The following is a 20,247-nucleotide window of genomic DNA, read 5'->3' as shown; positions in this document are numbered from 1 at the left end:
ACTTATTAAGTATTATTTCTTAAGTAAGTGGACAGATAATTCTTTATTATGGATAATGTTGTAATTATCATAGTTTTTATGTTTTGATGAAATTAAAATAGATTTAATAACAAAATTTACTTTTAAGTAATTATTTTGGCCTAAAGTAACTTTTTCAAGAGAGGTTACTTCAAACTTAAAAAAGTCTTTAGCTATTGGTGGGTTAAATGAATTTTTAACAAAAAAGACTGTTGGGTCAATAATTGCTTTTAAATTTGAGTACTCAAGTAATTTTTTTCATTTTTGTTCTTTATCTTGAATATCGTTTATTTCAGAAATAATTTCATCAATAGTTTTTGACTTAGATTTTTGATTGAATCCATATTTACTATTAAATTCATTTCACTCACGAATTGAATTTTCGGTTAAGTTCTTATGAATGCTACGTCATAAATCTTTATTTATATTTGTTTCAGTTCCGTTAAATCCACCAATAATCATAGCAGGTGAAGCGTCTTTGTATTTTGATTCAGGCTTTAGGTTTTTATTATTTGCATCGTAATTATCAAATCAAAAGTTTATTCTATAATTCATGAATCCTTGCATAGCATATTGAGTGGTTTGATGTGGTTCGTAAACATTTTTTATGTCACTAAATTTAACAAAATAAATTGTAAATTTAGAGTCATCGTAACTTCTAAATCTTTCATCAATATCCAAGAATTGTGATAAATTAGTATTTTTTAATTCAACTCATTTTACAGGATTTCCAAAACTATGAGCTAAATCATTAGTATCATTAAATTCTTCTCCAAATAAAGAGTCAAAATCAGATGTTAATTTAACGCTTCCTTCTTTAGAAACTTTAATAATTTGATTATAAAAATCAGGATTATGATCAAATGTTCTAAAGTAATTTTTAGAAAATAAATTATTTATAGTAATTTCTTTAAAATCTGTAGAATCTGACCCGGATGTTAATTTTAGCCGAATACTTAACTTACCAAATATATCATCGTATTTATTAAAAGCTGTATCAATTAAAACATCAACATTATCATTAATGTTAATTGCGCTTGACAAGTTTGTTAGATTCATTAACGCAGATTTATTTATTAATTTTTGCTTAGCTCCATAAGCCCATCACATTTGCTTCATATTAAGTGAAGTAATTTTACTTAATTCTGCATTTAGTTGATCTACTGTTTTTTCTTCATTATTTGCAGCAGAAACATTAAATGATATATCGCTATATAAGTAGTTATCATTTATATTAGCAAATTTTATTTTATATGAACGGTTAGGGTTTAAAAATACTTTAAATTTATAAGTATTACTTTCTTTTGAAATAAAGTCAGCACTAATTAAATTATTTTGATCATTTTCTTCAAATATTTTTAGTAAAGGTTGGTGAGTAACATAGCCATCTAGTTCTTTAATGACTTTATTTAAAGTTAATGAAATAATTGAATAATTATTATTTTCTTGATCTCTACTTGCGCTAATATTTGATATTTCAATAGGTTGATCGGCTGTGGTGTTGGTAATTTCAATGGTTCCCTTATTATCAGAATCTATTCTTAGATTTTTTGAATCTATAAGCACTCTTGATAAATATATTTTTCCATTAAAATCTAATTGATCGATATTAGCGCTTCATAAATTGTTTTCATTTTTATTAGCATTTAAAGTTCATGAAGCACCAAAGTCAGATAGTAATTCAAACTGAACAGAATTAGGTTGAGATGAATCTACTTTTTCAATTGTTGTTGAAACACTTAGTGTCTTATTGCTTTTTTCATAACTTAATGATGTATTTTTGTATTTATCAAATGTTAAGTCAGTGTTAATTTCGCTTTCACTTCCGATAAAGCGAATTGTTATTCTAGGGTCTAAAACATCTAAATTATCACTTTTATCGATTTTCGCTGATAAAATTTCCAATTTCGAATTTTTTGGTAATTCATATAAATTTTCTTCGGATTCATAATCAAAACTATTTTTATCAACTAAATCAAAACTTATATTTTTTAGATTATTATTTTTATCTTTTCCTAGATCTGCTCAAGAATAAAATGTCTTATTATTTTCTTTATTTCTAAATTCAATTTTAAACAGATAACTATCTTCTTTCATTTCGAACATATTAGTAATTTCTTCAAAATTTAATATTAATTTTCCTCTTGAAGAAGTATCTATAGAAGATGAAAACGAAGCAAAAGTTATTTCTTTACTATAAAAATTTGTTGAAAAAACAAGGTCTTGTGAGTCATTTAATCAATTTGATCCAGTTTTATTTGAATTATTAATCGAAATGTTTTTATTATTTATAAAAAGATTTTTTATTTCATAGTTTGAACTAAATTCTAAATTATTTAGTTCAAAGGTTATTGATCCATTTTCGCTATTATAATCATCAGAAGAATATGTTAAAACTTTGTCTTTAGGGTCAGAGACAACAAGTTGAAATGTTTTATTTTCCTCAGAAGCAAAAACATGAGTATCAAAATTTATTTTTACTTTCGCATTTTCATCTGATTTTTCAATAATATCAATACTTCTCACACTAAAATTTTCTTCATTCAAAGTGTTGAAAAATTGATTTTCGAAAGTTAAAGATTTAGACTCATTATTTACATTAATCAATTTAGTTATAGAGTATTTTGTATTTTTATTCAAATTATCTAATTGAAAAATTATTGAATTATCCTCAACTCTAGTTTGGTTATATTGGTTTCCACCCACTTCTAATTTAAAATTGTTTGCACTTTCTATATTATCCAATGTAACAATTACAGTAGCGCTATTTTTTGTAATTCTTTGTACGTTAATATTATATTCATTTTGCTCTGTTGTTGTTCCCTCAACTACAAATGAAATATCTTTATTAGGTAACTCAATATTTTCTTCATTAAACTTAAACTCATTTAATGTATATTTTGTATTTGCGGCTAGATTAGAAGCTTTAAATACAACCTTCCCTTCTTCTAACTGCCCATTTACTAAAATGTCATTTAATTTAATACTATAGTTTCCGCTTTTTTCATTTTGCACAGGAATTGATATTTTATAACTTGTAGAATCAACTTTTAAAATATCAACTTCACCATTTATTGTTACGCTTTTTTCATTTGGATCTTTTTTATCTTCTTTTAATGTATTAATAAATTTATTATTAAAAGTAAATACTTTTTTAGATATTTCTATCTTAGATAAAGTGTATTTTGTATCACTTTTTAAGTTGCTTATTGACAAGCTAAATCTATCATTGCTAATTTGTTTTAAATCATTAAATTTAAATTCTATTTTTTGCTCATTTAAGAAAATTGTAATCAAATCCCTTTCACTAATATGAAATGCATTAAATTCAATTTCAAATGAATTTTGTTTTACATTTTTAAAACTAACTCCCTCAATATTTATTTCTTTTACATTTTTATTTTTACTTAAAAGAGCAGTAGTAACCCCAATACCAGCAACAGCTGCAGTTCCTAATAATGCTCCTATGATAATTATTTTTCTTTTTTTATTCATAGGATAATTTTATCAAATTTTGTCTATTTATTTTGGTTATTTAAAATAAATAAAATATGTAATGATATAGAATTTTAAATAATGTAAAATATAGATATATCAATTTATGAAAGGGAAATTATGACAATTAAAACTGTAGATAATACAAAGAATGGTTCATTACTTTTAAAGGCAATTTTTAAAGGTAATGAATTACCAAAAAATTTAATAGAAAAAAACAATGTAGTAACAGAATATTTTTCATCTAATGAAGCATTTGTGTTTTTAGGTGAAGAAAAAAATTATAACTATGAATCTTTATACGGATTTGCAAGAAGTTTTTTTGCTTCGCAATCAAGAGATTATCAAATTGACTTAGATTCATTTGTTAGTGAAAAATTAGAATTATCTCACGTAGTTTCAGCATTTGTGAATGCATATAACTATGTTCATGCAGATATTTATAATGCAAAAACATCAAAAAAACCAGAAGAATTCAAATTAAGTTTATATTCTTCAAAAGATAAATCAGAATACCAAAATGCGTTAGAAAAGGCATTAATATTATCTGAATCAGTTAACTTTGCTAGAAACTTACAAATAACACCTCCAAACGTATTAAACTCAGAAAAGTTAGCAGAAATAGTATTAAATGATTTAAAACAATATGACAATTTAAAATTAACAGTTTTAAATAAAAAACAAATTGAAGAATTAGGTATGGGACTATTACTTTCAGTAAATCGTGGAAGTATGTATGAACCAAGAGTCGTTGTTATTGAATATAACGGAGACAAAAACTCAAATGATAAAACAGTTTATGTGGGTAAAGGTATAACTTTTGATTCTGGTGGTTATTCTCTTAAACCAGGACGTTCAATGATCGGAATGAAATTCGATATGTCTGGATCTGTTTTTGTTGCAAGTGCAATGAAAGCTATTGCTCAATTAAAACCTAATACAAATGTTGCAGCCGTTATGTGTATTACAGATAATAGAGTTAATGGAGATGCTTCATTACCTGATTCTGTTTGAACAAGTATGAATGGTAAGACAGTTGAAATAAATAACACTGATGCGGAAGGTCGTTTAGTTATGGCGGATGGAATTACATACGCAGTAAGAAATTTAAAAGCTACAAGAATAGTTGATGTTGCAACCTTAACAGGTGCTATTTTAGTTGCATTAGGAAGCACATACACAGGAGTTTGAGCAACTACTGAACAAGCTTGAAAAGATTTAAAAGAAGCCGCAGATACACAACACGAACTTGTGTGAAGAATGCCTTTAGATGAGGCCTTTGCTAAGGAAATTAAAAATTCGCCAGTTGCAGATCTTAAAAATACTGATTTATCAGGAAATGGTGGCGGAAGTTCATCTGCAGCAATGTTCTTGAAAGAATTTACAGAAGATGTTGAATATATTCATCTTGATGTAGCTGGTACAGCAGAACAAGGTGGTAGACCAACAGGAGTTATGGTTAAAACACTTGTTCAATTAGCTTTAAATAAAAAATAGTTAAAAATTTAATAAAAGTAGTTTTTTTGCATAAATTTATCAAAAAAACTAACTTTTTTTATTTTTTATTGTATAATTATAAAAACGAAAAGAGGTACTTATGTTACGTGAAGTAAATACACAAGAAGCTTTAGAATCTATCAAAGAAGGTAAAAAACTATTAGTTTTTCATGCACTATGATGTGGGCCATGTAGAATGTATAAATCTACATTAGAAGAACTAGCAGAAAAAAAAGGTGTTGAAATTTTAAGAGTAAACATTGAAGAAAATAGAGAATTTGCTAATCAAGCAGGTGTTAGATCAATTCCTTACACTCAATTATATGAAGATGGTAAAATGGTCGGTGACCTTTTAGGATTCAGAACTTTTGATGATTTATCACATGAATTAAGTGATTTTATCAATAAATAAAGTATAAAAAATCGAGATTGAATATCTCGTTTTTTTATTTTAAAATAAAAAAATGGTGCCGACAACTGGACTTGAACCAGCGACCCCATCCTTACCATGGATGTGCTCTACCTGCTGAGCTATGACGGCAATTAATAAAATTATATCAAAAGTAATAACTTTTTACTTTTTATTTTTAAATAATTATAATAAATTTTTACAAATTATATAATTAGTGCCTTTATTATAAGCAATTTCTGCAAAATTAAATTTTTCAATTAATTTCTATTATTGTGGTATAATAACTAAGCAATTTATATATTTACATTTGACTTACAAAAATTAACGTGGAGGAAAATATGAGACAAACAACAATAGTGAATTCTCAAAAAGCAGACAAAAAATGATACGTTGTTGATGCTGAAGGGCAAGTTTTAGGACGTTTAGCAGCATTTGTTGCTTCAGTTCTAAGAGGAAAAAATAAAGCTACTTTTACACCAAATGCTGATATGGGAGATAATGTTATTATTATTAATGCCGAAAAAATTGTTTTAACAGGTAAAAAAGAGGATAACAAAATTTACTACTCTCACTCAGGATACCCAGGTGGATTAAAAAGTATAGTAGCAGCTAAATTAAGAGTAAAAAGACCTACAGCTTTAATTGAAAAAGCTATTCACGGTATGATTCCTCATACAAAATTAGGTAACAAACAACGTCGTAATTTATTTATTTATGCAGGTACAGAGCACAAACATGAAGCACAACAACCAGAAAGATTAGAGGTTAAATAATTATGAGTAAAAACATAGAGTACAAAGGGCTAGGAAGAAGAAAATCTTCAGTTGCTCGTGTTAAGTTGACAAAAGGTTCAGGAAAATTCTTAATTAACAAAAGAGATGCTCGTGAATACTTAACATCAGATATTTATTTAAAAGATGCTAATCAACCATTTGCATTAACAGAAACAACAGGACAATTTGACGTTTCTGTTATTGTAGCAGGTGGAGGTTTAAGTGGGCAAGCAGGTGCTATTAGACTAGGTATTGCACGTGCTTTATTAGAAGCTAGTGCAGACTACCGTGCAGCACTAAAATCTGCAGGAATGCTTACAAGAGATGCTCGTGCTAAAGAACGTAAAAAACCAGGATTACGTGCAGCTCGTCGTGCAAGACAATTCTCAAAACGTTAATTTTAATAATAAAGTTTGACTTTTATGCATTTATGGTATAATAGTCTTGCTTATGCGAGCGTAGCTCAGCTGGTTAGAGCACACGACTGATAATCGTGAGGTCGATGGTTCAAGTCCATTCGTTCGCACCATTTCACTTTGTGACCAAAATTACCTTTTTAGGTAATTTTTTTATACAATTTTAGTTCCTTCTTTTATTTTTTGTTATACAAAAAAAAAAAAAAAAACAAGCTTAAGCTTGTTTGGTCATTTTCATGAAATGGTACGTCCTAGAGGATTCGAACCTCTGACCCAATGGTTAAAAGCCATTTGCTCTACCTGCTGAGCTAAGGACGCACATTTTTGGTGCCCAGGACTGGACTTGAACCAGCACGATCTTGCGATCGAGGGATTTTAAGTCCCTTGCGTCTACCATTCCGCCACCTGGGCAACTCATTTTTAATTGCTTTAATATTATAGCATAAACATAAAAAAGTCAAGAAAAATATTTTTTTATTTTATATACCCCAATTTGTAGCGGTAAAAATATATATTTATAAAATATTTTATTATAATTTAACTATGATTAAAAATGTACAAAAAAATAAAAAAGAATATATTTATGTAGAAACATTTGCTGAAATCAGTGTTAAGGACTTAATTTTAAAATATCAAAGCGATAAAGAAAATGATAAAAATGATATGTTATTAGATGACATTTATAATTTATTATTTAAGAGTTCAAATACTATATTTAATAATAAAAATGAAAACGAAAATAATTATGAATATGATATGGATTCAGAGTTAAATTTAAAAATGAAAATGTCTTTAATTGAAGAAAGGTATGAAAAAGCTGTTTTCTTAAAACAAAAAATTAATCATAGAAAAAATGAAAAAAACATCATTTATAAAAGTGATAAAATAGCTTACAAATATATCTATAACTTTAGTTCATTTATGGATATATTTGTTATGCCTGATGATTCATTGATTATAAAAACATCTAGTTTATTACAATATATTAATAAAAAAGATGAAGACTTTATAAAAAAAACTTATTTAGCTCATTTACATCAAACTAGTTTTTACAGCTTAGAAAATGCAATGTGTATTGTTGATCAAATATTTGCGAATCTTTATAAGGATTTTTCTTTAGATAAAATTAAAAATGAAGAATTTATGAAATTTGCTAGAGCAAACATAAAAAATAAATTAAAGCAGGTATCAGTTTTTAATTTAAATGAAATATCTGAAGAAATTGTAGATGAATTGAATATTCGTGAAATTAATTATTATGGCGATATTTTTGAATTTGACCAAGAAAATATAAGAATAAAAGCAACTAATCATTTTAGAGAAAAAATTGCTGATAATTTACCTTCGAAAATAAATAATAACTATTGAGATTTTCAATTATATTATAGTAAAGCATTAGCTTATGTAATATGGGGTTATAACTACCATCAATCTTGTCAGAATGCGTTAATAAAAAATAAGTTATCTGACTCATTTAAATTAAAAGAAAAAGGAAAATATTATAAATCAGTCCCAAGATCTTTTATAACTATATATGATACTAATTTAGTTGAACAACTTTCTGTTATCCCTTCAGCTTTAAGTGAAAATTTAAAAATTAAATTTATTAATCTAATTAAAGAAATAGATAAATATAAAAATGAACAAAAATTTACTGTAAATGATAGAAAAAACAACAATAAATCATTTAGAGAATCTATTTTAGCATTATGAGTAATTATTGGAACATCACTTTTATCGGTTTCGGGATTATGACAGGTTGCTACTTGAATTCATGATAAATGGATTGCAAGTATATTAGATAACTATAATTGATTTATTTCGTGACTTATTTTAGTGTTACTTTCTGGAATTGTTTTTATTTCTTCAATTATTTATGCTTTAATTAAATTTATTTACTCATATAAGATTTTTAAAAATAATAAAAAAATTTTAAAGGCTAATGAGGAAAATTTAAAAATAATTCAAATCTTTTACAATAAATCTTTTATTTCTGAAAATATTATAGATACCTTTAAGAAAAATTCTTTAAAAATACAAAATATTAATTCTAAAAACGAAATTTAATTAATTATTTATATTGATGAAGCAAGAAATATAAATTTAATTTTTTTAGTTTTACATTTTTAATAACACAAGTTTGTAAAATATAATTTTTTTTGATTTACCTACTACATTCATAGCTTTAATGATAAAAAAACAAGTGACTTTGCACTTGTTTTTACATACCAAAAATTTTAGGATCGAATCCGCCACCAGTTTTCATTTTTTTACCCAATTCACTCATTCTTTTGACCATTGCATCATAATCGGCCAGAAGTTTGTTAAATTCTTGCGCTGTTCTACCACTACCTTTTAATATTCTTTCTTTTCTAGAAGCTTGTCTTAGTAATTTGGGATTTTGTCTTTCTTTTTTTGTCATAGAAGACATTAATATTTGAAAATAATACATTTTTTCTTCAGCTTTTTCAAGTTGCTCTTCATTAATTTTCGAAGATAGATTACCAGGTAACATTTTTAAAATTTTACTAAATTTACCTAGATTCTTAACTTGTTGAATTTGCTCTAGTAAGTCATCTAAAGTAAACTCGCCTGAAAACATTTTATAAACCATTTTTGTTGCTTTATCTTCATCAATTACATCTTGAGCTTTTTCGATAAGACTCATAACATCACCCATCCCTAGGATTCTGTCTGCCATTCTATCTGGATGGAACAAATCAAGATTAGAAACTTTTTCCCCAGTACCAATAAATCTTATAGGAAGATTTAAAATATATCTTAAACTTAATGCTGCACCACCACGAGCATCTGAGTCTAATTTATTAATTATAGTCCCTGATAATTTTAATTTATCATGAAAAGTTTGTGCAACATTTATTATGTCTTGACCAGAAAGAGCATCTGCAACAAAGAAAATATCATTAGGTCTTGCTATTTTTTTGACTCTACTTAATTCTTCCATTAAATTTTCATCAATCGAAAGTCTTCCTGCTGTATCTATAATAATCAAATCATTTTTATTTTCTTTAGCTTGCAATAATGCATTTTCAACTATTTGATCTACTGAAACATTAACGCCCTCTTCGTAATAATCAACTTGAATACTTTTGGCTAAAGTAACAAGTTGGTCAACAGCGGCAGGTCTATAAATGTCGGCTGCAACCACAAGAGGTTTCTCAACATATTTCTTTTTTCTTAAATAGTAAGCTAATTTAGCTGATGAGGTTGTTTTTCCTGAACCTTGTAGACCACACATCATAATTATGTGAGGTTTGTTTTCTATTTTTCATTCCTTTGCTTCACCACCTAAAATAGAAACTAATTCACCGTGTAAAATTTTAATAAAGTATTGAGAAGGATTTAATTTTTTCAAGTTCGGGTCATTTAAAGCCTTTTCCTTAACATTATTAATAAATTCTTTCACTACCTTTAAGTTAACGTCAGCCTCTAAAAGTGCTAATTTTATTTCTCTAGTTACTTCCAAAATATCAGCTTCAGTTAAATTAATTTTTTTAGACACTTTTTCTAGTGTCTTTTGCATTCTTTTTTCTAAAAATCCTAACATATATATAATTTTATCATAAGTTAATAATTTGCTATAATTGTAAAATATGGTAGAACTAATAGTAAAATATAAAGACAGAATAGATAAATATATTTCTAATAATTCTGAAATTTCAAGAAATGATATTAAAGCACTTATTGAAGAAGGTGCTGTTTATGCAGATCAAATGCAAGTTAATAAACCAAAATTTGAGGTTAGAGAAAACCAAGTTATAAAGATTGTTAAATTAATTGATAAAGAACTTAAAATAGAACCTGAAAAGATGGATTTAAATATTGTATATGATGATGAATTCATTTGTATTATTGATAAGCCAAGTGGTTTAGTTGTGCACCCATCCCCAGGGCATTCTTCAGGGACATTGGTGAATGGTCTTTTATACCACTTTAAAAATAACTTATCAAACGAAAATGGTCTGCTAAGACCAGGAATAGTACATAGAATTGACAAAGATACTAGTGGTCTTTTAGTTATAGCGAAAAATAATGAAGTTCACAATTTGTTAGCTCAAAAATTTGCGGAGCATGATATCAATAGAAAATACATCGCTATTTGTGATGGTATTCTAGAAGATAAAAAAATGAGATTAAAGTTACCTATTGGTCGTAATTCGCAAGATAGACAAAAAATGGCTGTGACGAATTTGAACTCAAAAGAAGCGATTACAAATGTTACTTTATTAAAGAGTTTTTACATAAATAATCAACCTAAGTCACTTATAAAATGTGAATTAGAAACAGGTAGAACTCATCAAATTAGAGTGCACATGCAATATATTGGTAATCCTATTTATGGAGACCCAATGTATAATAAAAACATAGATGAGTTTGGTCAAAGACTGCACGCTTATAAATTAGAATTTGAACACCCAATTACCAAAAAACAAATGGAATTTTATTCAATGCCATCTAAAGAGTTTGAGGTAGCTGATTTTGATTTTAAAGAGTTTTTAAAAGGAGAATAAATGAAAAACATTTTTAAAATAGATTTTTCTAACATAAATAGAGAAGATTTATGATCAAATGAGAAAAAACATTTTAGACTTTGAATTGGATTATTTTTAGTATTCTGAGCTTTAATTCTAATACTAACTTTTGTTTATCCGATATACTTATCAACAGCAAAAACAGAATTTATTAGGTTTTTAGAAAGAACAACAGAAGTTAAAAATCAACAAGTCAATTATGAATATAGCTATAGATTTCGTTTATTTTTTGAATTTCTTTCTTTAATTATACCGTCTTTAATTATTGTGTTTTTTTCATATACATTAGTAAATTCTTATAAACAAAAAACATTTATAAAACTTTCCGGTGCAGCTATCATGTTAGCAAGAATCCATGGTATATTATCTTTAATTAATATTATCCAAATTTTTTCTGTTGAAAAAATGCATTCTGATACATTAGTAGTTTTAAATTTAGTTGTTAAAATCATTATTTTTGTTTTAAGTGTTATTCAATTATTCTTTATAGTGAATAATGTCGCAAAAATTAAGAGATTATTTGTAATTGCTGATTTTGAATCTAAAACAAAGGCTTTTATGGAAGAGTTTAATAAAAGCATGAAGAATTCAGAAATGAATAGTCCATTTTGAATGAATTACGGTTCAACAAACGATTCAAATAATAGCGATTCAAGTAATTCAGATCAAAACAAAGAAGACATTGCTAAATCAGAGACTATTAAAAAACTTCTTGATTTACCAAACGAACAACTTTATAAAATGTCTGAAATGCTAAATATTTTCGGTTACAAAGAAATGACTAAAGAAGAATTAGTGGAGATTATTTACAATCACACAAAAAAAACAGACAACGCTAATAAAAACTAGAAGTTTAGCTTCACTAGGCTTTTAGTTTTTTTATTTTTGCACAAAAATAATATTTTTTAATTTGAAAGCAAAATACTTGGTAAAATATAAATGTAAATAATCATTTTTTAGGTAAGGATTTTTAAATGGACAAGAAAAATACAGTTTTATTTGGTATGAACAATTCAATAAATTTAGCTAAAGAAGTAGCAGATTTATTAGGTATGGAACTTTCTAAAATTGAAAGGACAGTATACGCTGATGGTGAGGTTATGCTTGTTTCTGAACCAACAGTACGTGATAAAGATGTTTTTATCATTGCTAGCACAAGTAGACCAGTAAATGATAATATAATGGAATTATTATTGTTTATTGATTCATTGAAAAGAGGTAGTGCTAAGACAATAAATGTAGTTTTAAGCTACTATGGTTACGCAAGACAAGATAGAAAAGCGAGTGGAAGACAACCTATTGGTGCTAAATTAGTTGCTGATCTTTTACAAAAAGCAGGAGCAACAAAAATTACTTGTGTTGATTTGCACAACCCATCAATTCAAGGTTTTTTTGATATTCCTGTGGATGATTTAAAAGGGCAATATCCAATAGCTATTGCACTTAAGGAAACTGGTGAGAAGTTTACTGTAGTTTCTCCTGATCATGGTGGAACAGTTAGGGCAAGAAAACTTGCAGAATTAATTGCTGATACTGTTCAAATTTGTATTATTGATAAGAGAAGAATTGGTACAAACCAAACGGAAGTTATGGGTATTCTTGGTAATATTGATAACCAAAATGCAGTAATTATTGATGACATAATTGACACTGGAGGAACAATTCTTAAAGCAGTTGAGACTCTAAAAGCAAACGGAGCTAAAAAAGTTATTGTAGCTGCTACTCATGGTATTTTCACTAAAGGATTTGAAATTTTTGAAAATCATCCAGCAGTTGAAAAAGTTATAGTTACAAATAGTATTGATAACTATGAATTAGCAAGAAAATTTAAAAAACTAGAAATAGTTTCTTTAGGGGTATTCTTATCAAGAGTAATAAATGCCTCATTAACAGGTAATAGCATTTCTCAAATTTATAAAGATTTTAAAACCGAAATTTCATCAAAATAGAGAAACTTATAAAAACAAAAAAGATAAATGACCACACATGGCATTTATCTTTTTTTATCAATGTTATTTTATAGCGAATTTTTCTAAATAATCATCATAATCATCAAAATCTACGTTGTTATCAATTCATTCTTTTCTTTTTGAAGAATCGTTACCCATTAAAGTACTTACACGTCTTTCCGCAAGAGAAGCATCATCAACAGTAGCTCTAATTAATGTTCTTGTTTCAGGATTCATAGTTGTTTCTCATAATTGATCAGCATTCATTTCACCCAATCCTTTATAACGTTGGATTTCGGTATTACTTTTTTGTGATTGTAAAATTTCCCTTAGTTCCTCATCATCTCAAACATATTGAATTGTTTTTTTTGCCTTATTTGTAAGTTTATAAAGGGGAGGAATAGCTATATAAATTTTTCCATTTTCAATTAATGGCTTCATATAACGGTAGAAAAATGTTAATAATAAACATTGGATATGAGCACCGTCGGTGTCCGCATCGGTCATAATTACGACCTTACCATATTGGGATTTAGATATATCAAAATCCTTGCCAATACCTGCACCAATAGCATTTACTATTGTTGCAATTTCTTCATTTTTCAGTAATTCTGTTAAACTAGTTTTTTCAGAATTTATTACCTTACCTCTTAGTGGTAAAATAGCTTGAAAGTTCCTATCTCTTCCGCTTTTAGCTGAACCACCAGCCGAATCCCCTTCGACTAAAAACAATTCTCTCTCATGTGCTTTTTTCGTTGTTGCTGGAGTTAGTTTATCACTTATAACTTTTTTCTCAGAAAGAGTTCTCTTAGAAGTTCTTGCCTCATCTCTTCTTTTTTTGGTTTCAATTCTTACGTCATAAGCTTTTTTAATTTTATCAAGTACAGATTTAGCAACTTTTTTATTATCTTGTATTCATGTTTCAAGATATAAAGAAATAATTTCTTCAACAACAGGTTTAGCCTCTGGGGTTCCTAACTTATCTTTCGTTTGGCTCACAAACTCAAGTAAGTTTTCAAGGATTTTTACTGATATTATGCAAGTTAAACCTTCCATAATATCATTAATTTCGAAAGAATTATTACCTTTTAAGACTCCCTCTCTATGAGCAAATAAGTTCATAATTTTATTAAAAGCAGATTTTGCCCCTACTACGTGAGTCCCACCATCTTTTGTTTTAACATTATTAACAAAGCTTAGAATTAGTTCTTCATTGTATGTATCGCTTCATTGAAATGAAAAACTTACTTCAATACCTTTTTTTAAATCAGAATAAGAAACAGGATCAGAAATATTAGTTTTAGAGTTATTTAAGAAATCTAAGAAAGTTTCTAAACCATTTTTATATTGAAATTTTCTTTCTAAACCACTTTCTTCATCATACAATTCTATTTGTAAATTTGATATTAAGAACGAGCTCTCTTGCAATCTTTCAGAAATTCTTTCAAAACTTAGTTTAGCTTTTTTAAATAATTTATACTCCGGTCAAAACTCTACAGTAGTTCCTGTATGTTTTGCTGTTCCGATTTCATGAGTTCTTTTTACTATTTTGTCTTGTTCAAACTCAGTTTGATATAGTTTTCCATTTCTGGCAATAGTGGCAATTAACTTAGATGAAAATGCGTTAGTAACACTGGAACCAACTCCATGCAACCCACCTGATGCTTTATAGGTGTTTGAGTCAAATTTTCCTCCAGCATGCAACTCAGTAAAAACAATTTCAACAGCAGTTTTACTTTCGTTTTTTGCTTTTTCTACAGGAATTCCACGCCCATTATCAGAAACGAGAACTGAACCATCTTTTCTTAGTTTAACAACTATTTTGTTAGCGAATCCGGCTAATGCTTCATCAATTGCATTATCTACTATTTCTCATAATAAATGGTGTAATCCATAAACATCTGTAGATCCGATATACATACCTGGACGTTTACGAACAGCCTCTAACCCCTTAAGTTGTTTAATGCTTTCTGCAGTATATTTGTTATCCATAATAATTATTATAATACATTTAGGTAATAATCTAATTTAATTATTTAAACGTGAATTAATTAAGTATTTTTTATTTGATTTCAATGTATGCATTAATGAATGTATGATCCGATATCTTTTTGACCATATCAGGATCACTTTTTTGTTGTTTATTTTTATCATTATATGTTTGTTTAAATAAATCACTATACTTTTTTCGATCCAAAACATCTTTAAAGACATTTAATAAATCAAATTTTTCAAACTTGCTTTCAATAAAGACATTATTTGGGTCATAAGCAATAAATTTGTCATACGGATTTGAATAATTCTTTCCATTATTTAAACTAGTTGCATATAAATCATTATATATATTTGTATCATAATTTATTTCATAACCCAAATTTGTGTAAAAATCACTAGAAAATTTAAAGTTTTCTTTTTTAATATTAGTATCCCCGTTAAATATAATCAGTGAATTAGGATCTTTTTGTTTTAATTCTTCAAGAGCATACTTAATATCTAAGTATTCTCTTACCTCCTGGTCTCCTTGTCCTTTTCATTTATAATTATTAATTGTCGGATTTTCTGCTTCATTAACACCTTTTGTGGAAGATTTTCCGGGCGCATCCAAGTGTCCATTTATGATCCAAAAGTTTTGTCCATTTTGAATTATTTCCCATTTTGAATATCAAAGCGGTCTAGTGAATTGGATATTTTTACCTTTAAAGTAACCCTTATCATTTAAAAGTTTAACTTTATTATTTTTATAAATAATGGCATATGATTCCCTACTATTTGGGCGTTCTTCGCTAATAAGTCCCATTGGTGATTTAGCAAAAGAATATTCATCACCAAGTTCTTCTACTAATTTTTTTACACCTTCTCAATCTTCATATCCGACTTCTTGAATTGAAATAAATTCTAAATTTTCTTTTTTTATAATTTCCTTCAACGCTTGAATTCTGAACCCTAATTTTTTACTTGAAGACGCGCCGAAATTAGCGATATTTCAAGAAGTTATTTTGAGTTGGTTTGGGTTATTAGTTTTACTTGATTCTATGTTTGTTGATTGAGTGCTTGCATTGCTTTTTTGGGTGTTATTTTGTTTTATTAAAAAATACCCAGCAGTTACTCCACTCGCAATTATTATTGCTATACTCCCTATAATACTTAATAATTTGTTCTTTTTTCTCTTATTTGTCTTTTTCATGTTTCCTCCTCTATTTTTCTTTTAGAAATTTTAACTTTTTTATAGTTTTTCAAAAGAAAATTAAGTATTTGCTAATTTAATTAACAATTAAGCTTGACTAATCAAGTGAGTTTATTTTATTTAACTTAAAGTTTCATAAAAGAAAAAATTTTGCTAAAATTTAAACATAAAAATAAATATTTAATTAGGAGTATTTTTAAATGAAAATTACTGATAAAAGAACAAAACTTGTGGCTACAATTGGTCCATCAAGTGATAACTATGAAACATTACGTCAATTAGTTGAAAATGGTGTTACAACAATTCGTGCTAACTTTAGCCACGGTTCACACGAAGAACAAGCAAATAAATTCAGAATTGCAAAACAAGTAAGTAAAGATTTACAAATTCCAGTATCTTTAATGTTAGATACAAAAGGTCCAGAAATCCGTATCGGAAAAATGAAAGATGGTGCTCAAGTTGTTGAAGCTGGAACAGAAATTTTAATTCACACAACATCAGATAAATACCAATCATTAGAAGGAACTTCAAAAGAAATCACAGTTGCATATGATATGGCAAAAGATTTAGAAGTTGGTAATCAAGTATTAATAGATGATGGTAAATTATCAACAGTTGTTATTGAAGTTGGTGAAGGTTATGTAAAAGTTAAAGCAGAAAACACACATAAATTAAAAACAAATAAACGTGTTAATTTACCTGGAGTTGATTTCTCATTACCTTTCTTAGCTGAAAAAGATATTAATGACGTTAAATTTGGTATTAAAGAAGGAATTAACTATGTTGCAGCTTCATTCGTTAACTCAGCAAAAAATGTTAATGAATTAAGACAATTATTAAACGAAAACGGCGGAAGTCACGTACAAATTATTTCTAAAATTGAATCTCACTTAGGTTGCATGAACATCGATGAAATTATTGAAGCATCAGATGGTATAATGGTTGCTCGTGGAGATTTAGGTCTTGAAATTCCTTACTATGACGTTCCTTACTTCCAAAAGAAAATGATTAGAAAATGTCGTGAAGCTGGAAAAATGGTTATTGTTGCTACTCAAATGTTGGACTCAATGGAAAATTCACCACACCCAACTCGTGCAGAAGTTACAGACGTTTATTATGCAGTTGAATTAGGTGCTGATTCAACAATGCTTTCAGGTGAAAGTGCAAATGGTTCATTCCCAGTTGAAGCAGTTAAAACAATGACAGCTATTTCAAAACGTGCTGAAAAAGAATTCTACTCAAGAAATTACTACGAAAGACAACTTGAAAAAGTATGAGCAAATTCAGATCAAAAAGATAAACGTTCAAAAATCGCTTATGAAATTGCTAAGAAAGCTCAAAATGGAGACTACAAATACATCGTTGTTCTTTCAAGAACAGGTGAATTATTAAAACGTGTTGCTAAATTCCGTCCAAACTCATTAACAATTGGTATTTTAGATGACGAAAAATTATTAGGTGGTTTTGGTTCATATTCAGGTGTCTTTGTTTCAGTTGATTCTAAGAAACTATTCCCACTTATTAAAGAAGACACATCAAAAGCTTTAGAAGCTCTTAAACCATACGGAATACAAAAAGGTGACAAATACTTAGTAGTTGAAAATGAAAAATTTTCAGAAGAAGTTGTTAAATAATTTTTAAAACTAGCTATTGCTAGTTTTTTTAAAATATAAAAATACTTAATTTTTCTATTTTTTTTAATAAAATTATTTTACTATGTCTAATCAAAAAAACCTTTCTTTTTCTTCTAAAATAAAAAAAGAAGTAATAATAAATGCTAAAAAAGAACAAGAAAATTATTTTTTCCTCAAAGGTGTTATTTTTGCTAATTCGCAAGAAGATGACAACTATTATATTTTAAATATAAAAAATGATTATATAAAAGGTAAAATCCTTGCAAAGCTAGAAAAAAACAAAATATCATTTGTAACAAGACCTGAATGAAAGCACAAAATATTAATTGAAAAAAATAATTTTGTTTTTGATGGTGATTTTGATTATAAAGAGTATTTAACCTTTTTCTTTTCGGGCGTATTTGTTGGTAGTGGAAGTATTTCTAGCAAAGATTCAACGTCATATCACCTTGAAATATCAACTTTATCGGAAGAAAAATCTAATTTAATTAAAGAGAAGTTAAATTCATATGATTTTAATTTCAACATTCTAAGAAAACAAAAAAGATTTGTGTTGTATATTAAAAAAGTAGATGAGTTATTAGATTTTTTGTCGGCAATAGGAGCCAAGAAAGCTTGATTTGAGCTTCAAAATTTGAAAATACACAGAGATAAAGATAATGTACTAAATAGGATTAATAATATTGATTTTTCTAATCTTCAAAAAATTGCTGATAGCTCTATTAAACATATAAACAATATAAACTTTGTTTTTGAAAACAATCTTGAAAATTTATTTACTGAAGATCAATTAGTGTTTTTTAGATTGAAAATAGAGAATCCTTGATTTTCATTAAATGATTTAGTGAATGAACAAAGCAAAGAAACAAATAAAATTATCACTAAAAGTGGAGCTAATCATTGATTAAGAAAATTGGATAAAATTGTTTTAGAACACAAAAATAAATAAAAAAATGAACAAGTTATTTGTTCATTTTTTTATTTTCATTAAGCTTTTTTAGCTAATTCAACTAACATTGAAAATGTTTTTGGTTCATGAATTGCTAATTCTGATAACATTTTACGGTTAACAAGTACGTTTGCTTTTTTAAGTCCATTAATAAATTTTGAGTAACTTAATCCTTCTGCTCTTGTAGCAGCATTAATACGTGCTATTCATAATTTACGGAAGTTTCTTTTTACTTGTTTACGGTCTCTGAAAGCATATGTTCATGATTTAACAACAGCTTGTTTTGCTACTTTGTAACCAATTGATTTGTGTCCAAAGTATCCTTTAGCTAATTTTAATCATTTTTTACGTCTTGCTCTTGTAACTGTTCCACCTTTAACTCTTGCCATATTTAATTTCCTTTCGTGTAATTTATTTTAATATCTTGAAACTAAAAGTTAGCAAGATTAGATTAAAGCTTTAAATCTTTTAAGGTCGCTTTTTGACATTAAAGCAGCTTTACGAGCGTGACGTTTTTGTTTTGTAGATTTGTTTTGTGCTAAATGTGAACGGAAAGCTTGTTCTCTTAAGATTTTTCCTGTTCCAGTAACTTTAATACGTTTCTTTAAAGCACTTTTTGTTTTCATTTTTGGCATTTTATTCTCCTTTTGAAGAATCATTATCTTCTGAATTATCGGAAGAATTTTGATTCTTATCTTTTAAGTATTTAGCGATTTTGTTTTTATTTGGTTGGAGATTCATATCTAAAAAACGTTCATTAACAAGTTTAGCTTCTGTTGTTTTTTCTGCGACATCTTCAAGAGACGCAAAGAAGCGATCTAAAACTGTTAAACCTAAGTCTTTTCTCCCTATTTCTCTACCTCTTAGTTTTACAGAAACTTTGATACGATCACCTTTTAGTAAAAATTCACGAGCCTTTTTACTTTTTGTAAGTAAATCATTTTCACCAATCATTGGTGTCAAACGAATTTCACGATTTTGAATATTAGTTTGTTTTTCTTTGATTTCTTTTTGTTTTTTCTTTCTGTCGTATTTGAATTTTCCATAATCTAAAATTCTAACAATAGGCTTAGGATCAACGCTAATTAAAACAAGATCCATTTTTTGACTTATTGCCATTTCTAATGCTTCTGTTTTTGTCTTTACACCGACTTTTTCCCCATTTGCATCTATTAAAAATACTTTTGAATAGGGGATATCGTTATTAACATAGTGTTCAGAAGCTGGCTTTTTTCTTTTATCTGATTGAATAATAATTTCTCCTTAAAATAACTTTAAAAAAGTTTTTCGCACTCTACCTACCAAAAAAGGCATCAACATTTGATGCATTTAATTGTAGCTAAACCCAAGGCTATGGCCATCAGGTG

General features: G+C 27.4%; 17 protein-coding genes and 4 tRNA genes. 11 read left to right on the top strand and 10 right to left on the bottom strand.

Translation table 4 applies throughout. The features are described 5' to 3' along the window. Positions 1 to 12: 12 nt before the first annotated feature. Entirely contained in the window at positions 13 to 3,513 is a 3,501-nt protein-coding gene (locus tag AXW82_RS03130) for a hypothetical protein (RefSeq protein ID WP_004795235.1), read from the bottom strand. A gap of 120 nt (positions 3,514 to 3,633) precedes the next feature. On the opposite strand from AXW82_RS03130, the gene AXW82_RS03125 reads away from it, so the two are divergent. Together AXW82_RS03125 and AXW82_RS03120 are read left to right on the top strand one after the other, a co-directional pair. After that, a complete protein-coding gene (locus tag AXW82_RS03125; RefSeq protein WP_004795236.1) occupies positions 3,634 to 5,010 on the top strand; it encodes a M17 family metallopeptidase in 1,377 nt (458 codons plus the stop codon). Between the two features lie 100 nt (positions 5,011 to 5,110). After that, a complete protein-coding gene (locus AXW82_RS03120) occupies positions 5,111 to 5,422 on the top strand; it encodes a thioredoxin family protein (protein WP_004795238.1) in 312 nt (103 codons plus the stop codon). A gap of 53 nt (positions 5,423 to 5,475) precedes the next feature. On the opposite strand, the gene AXW82_RS03115 is transcribed toward AXW82_RS03120, so the two are convergent. Further along, a tRNA-Thr gene (locus AXW82_RS03115) sits at positions 5,476 to 5,551 on the bottom strand. A gap of 209 nt (positions 5,552 to 5,760) precedes the next feature. On the opposite strand from AXW82_RS03115, the gene rplM reads away from it, so the two are divergent. The 3 genes from rplM (at position 5,761) to AXW82_RS03100 (ending at position 6,724) form a co-directional block, all read left to right on the top strand. Next, complete coding sequence (gene rplM / locus AXW82_RS03110) at positions 5,761 to 6,195, top strand: 50S ribosomal protein L13 (RefSeq protein WP_004795240.1); 435 nt, start codon at positions 5,761 to 5,763, stop codon at positions 6,193 to 6,195. A 2-nt stretch (positions 6,196 to 6,197) separates the two neighbouring features. Next, positions 6,198 to 6,593 (top strand): 30S ribosomal protein S9, encoded by a 396-nt coding sequence (gene rpsI / locus AXW82_RS03105; protein WP_004795241.1) that lies wholly within the window; start codon positions 6,198 to 6,200, stop codon positions 6,591 to 6,593. A gap of 54 nt (positions 6,594 to 6,647) precedes the next feature. Next, positions 6,648 to 6,724, top strand: a tRNA-Ile gene (locus tag AXW82_RS03100). A 129-nt stretch (positions 6,725 to 6,853) separates the two neighbouring features. Here the strand turns inward: AXW82_RS03100 and AXW82_RS03095 are convergent. Together AXW82_RS03095 and AXW82_RS03090 are read right to left on the bottom strand one after the other, a co-directional pair. Beyond that, positions 6,854 to 6,929, bottom strand: a tRNA-Lys gene (locus AXW82_RS03095). Positions 6,930 to 6,936: 7 nt separating this feature from the next. After that, positions 6,937 to 7,022 (bottom strand) — tRNA-Leu (locus tag AXW82_RS03090). A 132-nt stretch (positions 7,023 to 7,154) separates the two neighbouring features. On the opposite strand from AXW82_RS03090, the gene AXW82_RS03085 reads away from it, so the two are divergent. Next, positions 7,155 to 8,678: a hypothetical protein gene (locus tag AXW82_RS03085; protein WP_004795244.1), complete on the top strand. Its 1,524-nt coding sequence runs from the start codon at positions 7,155 to 7,157 to the stop codon at positions 8,676 to 8,678. Positions 8,679 to 8,832: 154 nt separating this feature from the next. Here AXW82_RS03085 and ffh read toward each other — a convergent pair whose 3' ends face one another. Beyond that, positions 8,833 to 10,179 carry a signal recognition particle protein gene (gene ffh, locus AXW82_RS03080; protein ID WP_004795246.1) on the bottom strand — a complete coding sequence of 449 codons (1,347 nt, stop codon included), beginning with the start codon at positions 10,177 to 10,179 and terminating at the stop codon, positions 8,833 to 8,835. Between the two features lie 46 nt (positions 10,180 to 10,225). Between ffh and AXW82_RS03075 the strand changes: the two genes are divergently transcribed. The 3 genes from AXW82_RS03075 (at position 10,226) to AXW82_RS03065 (ending at position 13,113) form a co-directional block, all read left to right on the top strand. After that, entirely contained in the window at positions 10,226 to 11,143 is a 918-nt protein-coding gene (locus AXW82_RS03075) for an RluA family pseudouridine synthase (protein ID WP_004795247.1), read from the top strand. Continuing rightward, the gene (locus AXW82_RS03070; protein ID WP_004795249.1) at positions 11,144 to 12,013 is read left to right on the top strand and encodes a hypothetical protein; all 870 of its coding nucleotides are present in this window, start codon (positions 11,144 to 11,146) and stop codon (positions 12,011 to 12,013) included. It begins immediately after the preceding gene. Positions 12,014 to 12,138: 125 nt separating this feature from the next. Then, on the top strand, positions 12,139 to 13,113 hold the full coding sequence (locus AXW82_RS03065; protein ID WP_004795255.1) for a ribose-phosphate pyrophosphokinase: 975 nt from the start codon (positions 12,139 to 12,141) through the stop codon (positions 13,111 to 13,113). A gap of 63 nt (positions 13,114 to 13,176) precedes the next feature. Here AXW82_RS03065 and AXW82_RS03060 read toward each other — a convergent pair whose 3' ends face one another. Together AXW82_RS03060 and AXW82_RS03055 are read right to left on the bottom strand one after the other, a co-directional pair. Beyond that, on the bottom strand, positions 13,177 to 15,105 hold the full coding sequence (locus AXW82_RS03060) for a DNA gyrase/topoisomerase IV subunit B (RefSeq protein WP_004795256.1): 1,929 nt from the start codon (positions 15,103 to 15,105) through the stop codon (positions 13,177 to 13,179). Between the two features lie 70 nt (positions 15,106 to 15,175). Then, complete coding sequence (locus tag AXW82_RS03055; RefSeq protein WP_004795257.1) at positions 15,176 to 16,297, bottom strand: MnuA family membrane nuclease; 1,122 nt, start codon at positions 16,295 to 16,297, stop codon at positions 15,176 to 15,178. A gap of 200 nt (positions 16,298 to 16,497) precedes the next feature. Between AXW82_RS03055 and pyk the strand changes: the two genes are divergently transcribed. Beyond that, complete coding sequence (pyk, locus tag AXW82_RS03050; RefSeq protein ID WP_004795258.1) at positions 16,498 to 17,931, top strand: pyruvate kinase; 1,434 nt, start codon at positions 16,498 to 16,500, stop codon at positions 17,929 to 17,931. 82 nt (positions 17,932 to 18,013) lie between these two features. Next, positions 18,014 to 18,880 carry a DNA-binding protein WhiA gene (gene whiA / locus AXW82_RS03045; protein ID WP_004795261.1) on the top strand — a complete coding sequence of 289 codons (867 nt, stop codon included), beginning with the start codon at positions 18,014 to 18,016 and terminating at the stop codon, positions 18,878 to 18,880. A gap of 38 nt (positions 18,881 to 18,918) precedes the next feature. Here whiA and rplT read toward each other — a convergent pair whose 3' ends face one another. The 3 genes from rplT to infC are packed head-to-tail and all read right to left on the bottom strand — an operon-like array spanning position 18,919 to position 20,131. Further along, positions 18,919 to 19,269, bottom strand: coding sequence for a 50S ribosomal protein L20 (gene rplT, locus AXW82_RS03040; protein WP_004795262.1), 351 nt, complete (start codon positions 19,267 to 19,269; stop codon positions 18,919 to 18,921). A gap of 57 nt (positions 19,270 to 19,326) precedes the next feature. Beyond that, positions 19,327 to 19,515 carry a 50S ribosomal protein L35 gene (rpmI, locus tag AXW82_RS03035; RefSeq protein WP_004795264.1) on the bottom strand — a complete coding sequence of 63 codons (189 nt, stop codon included), beginning with the start codon at positions 19,513 to 19,515 and terminating at the stop codon, positions 19,327 to 19,329. Position 19,516: 1 nt separating this feature from the next. Continuing rightward, positions 19,517 to 20,131 carry a translation initiation factor IF-3 gene (gene infC, locus AXW82_RS03030; RefSeq protein ID WP_080571112.1) on the bottom strand — a complete coding sequence of 205 codons (615 nt, stop codon included), beginning with the start codon at positions 20,129 to 20,131 and terminating at the stop codon, positions 19,517 to 19,519. Positions 20,132 to 20,247: the final 116 nt, after the last annotated feature.

The sequence above is a fragment of the Mycoplasmopsis canis PG 14 genome, assembly GCF_001553195.1.
Lineage (GTDB): Bacteria > Bacillota_I > Bacilli_A > Mycoplasmatales > Metamycoplasmataceae > Mycoplasmopsis > Mycoplasmopsis canis.
Note: the sequence above shows the minus strand (reverse complement) of the source record. Positions and strands in the feature narration are given on the sequence as shown.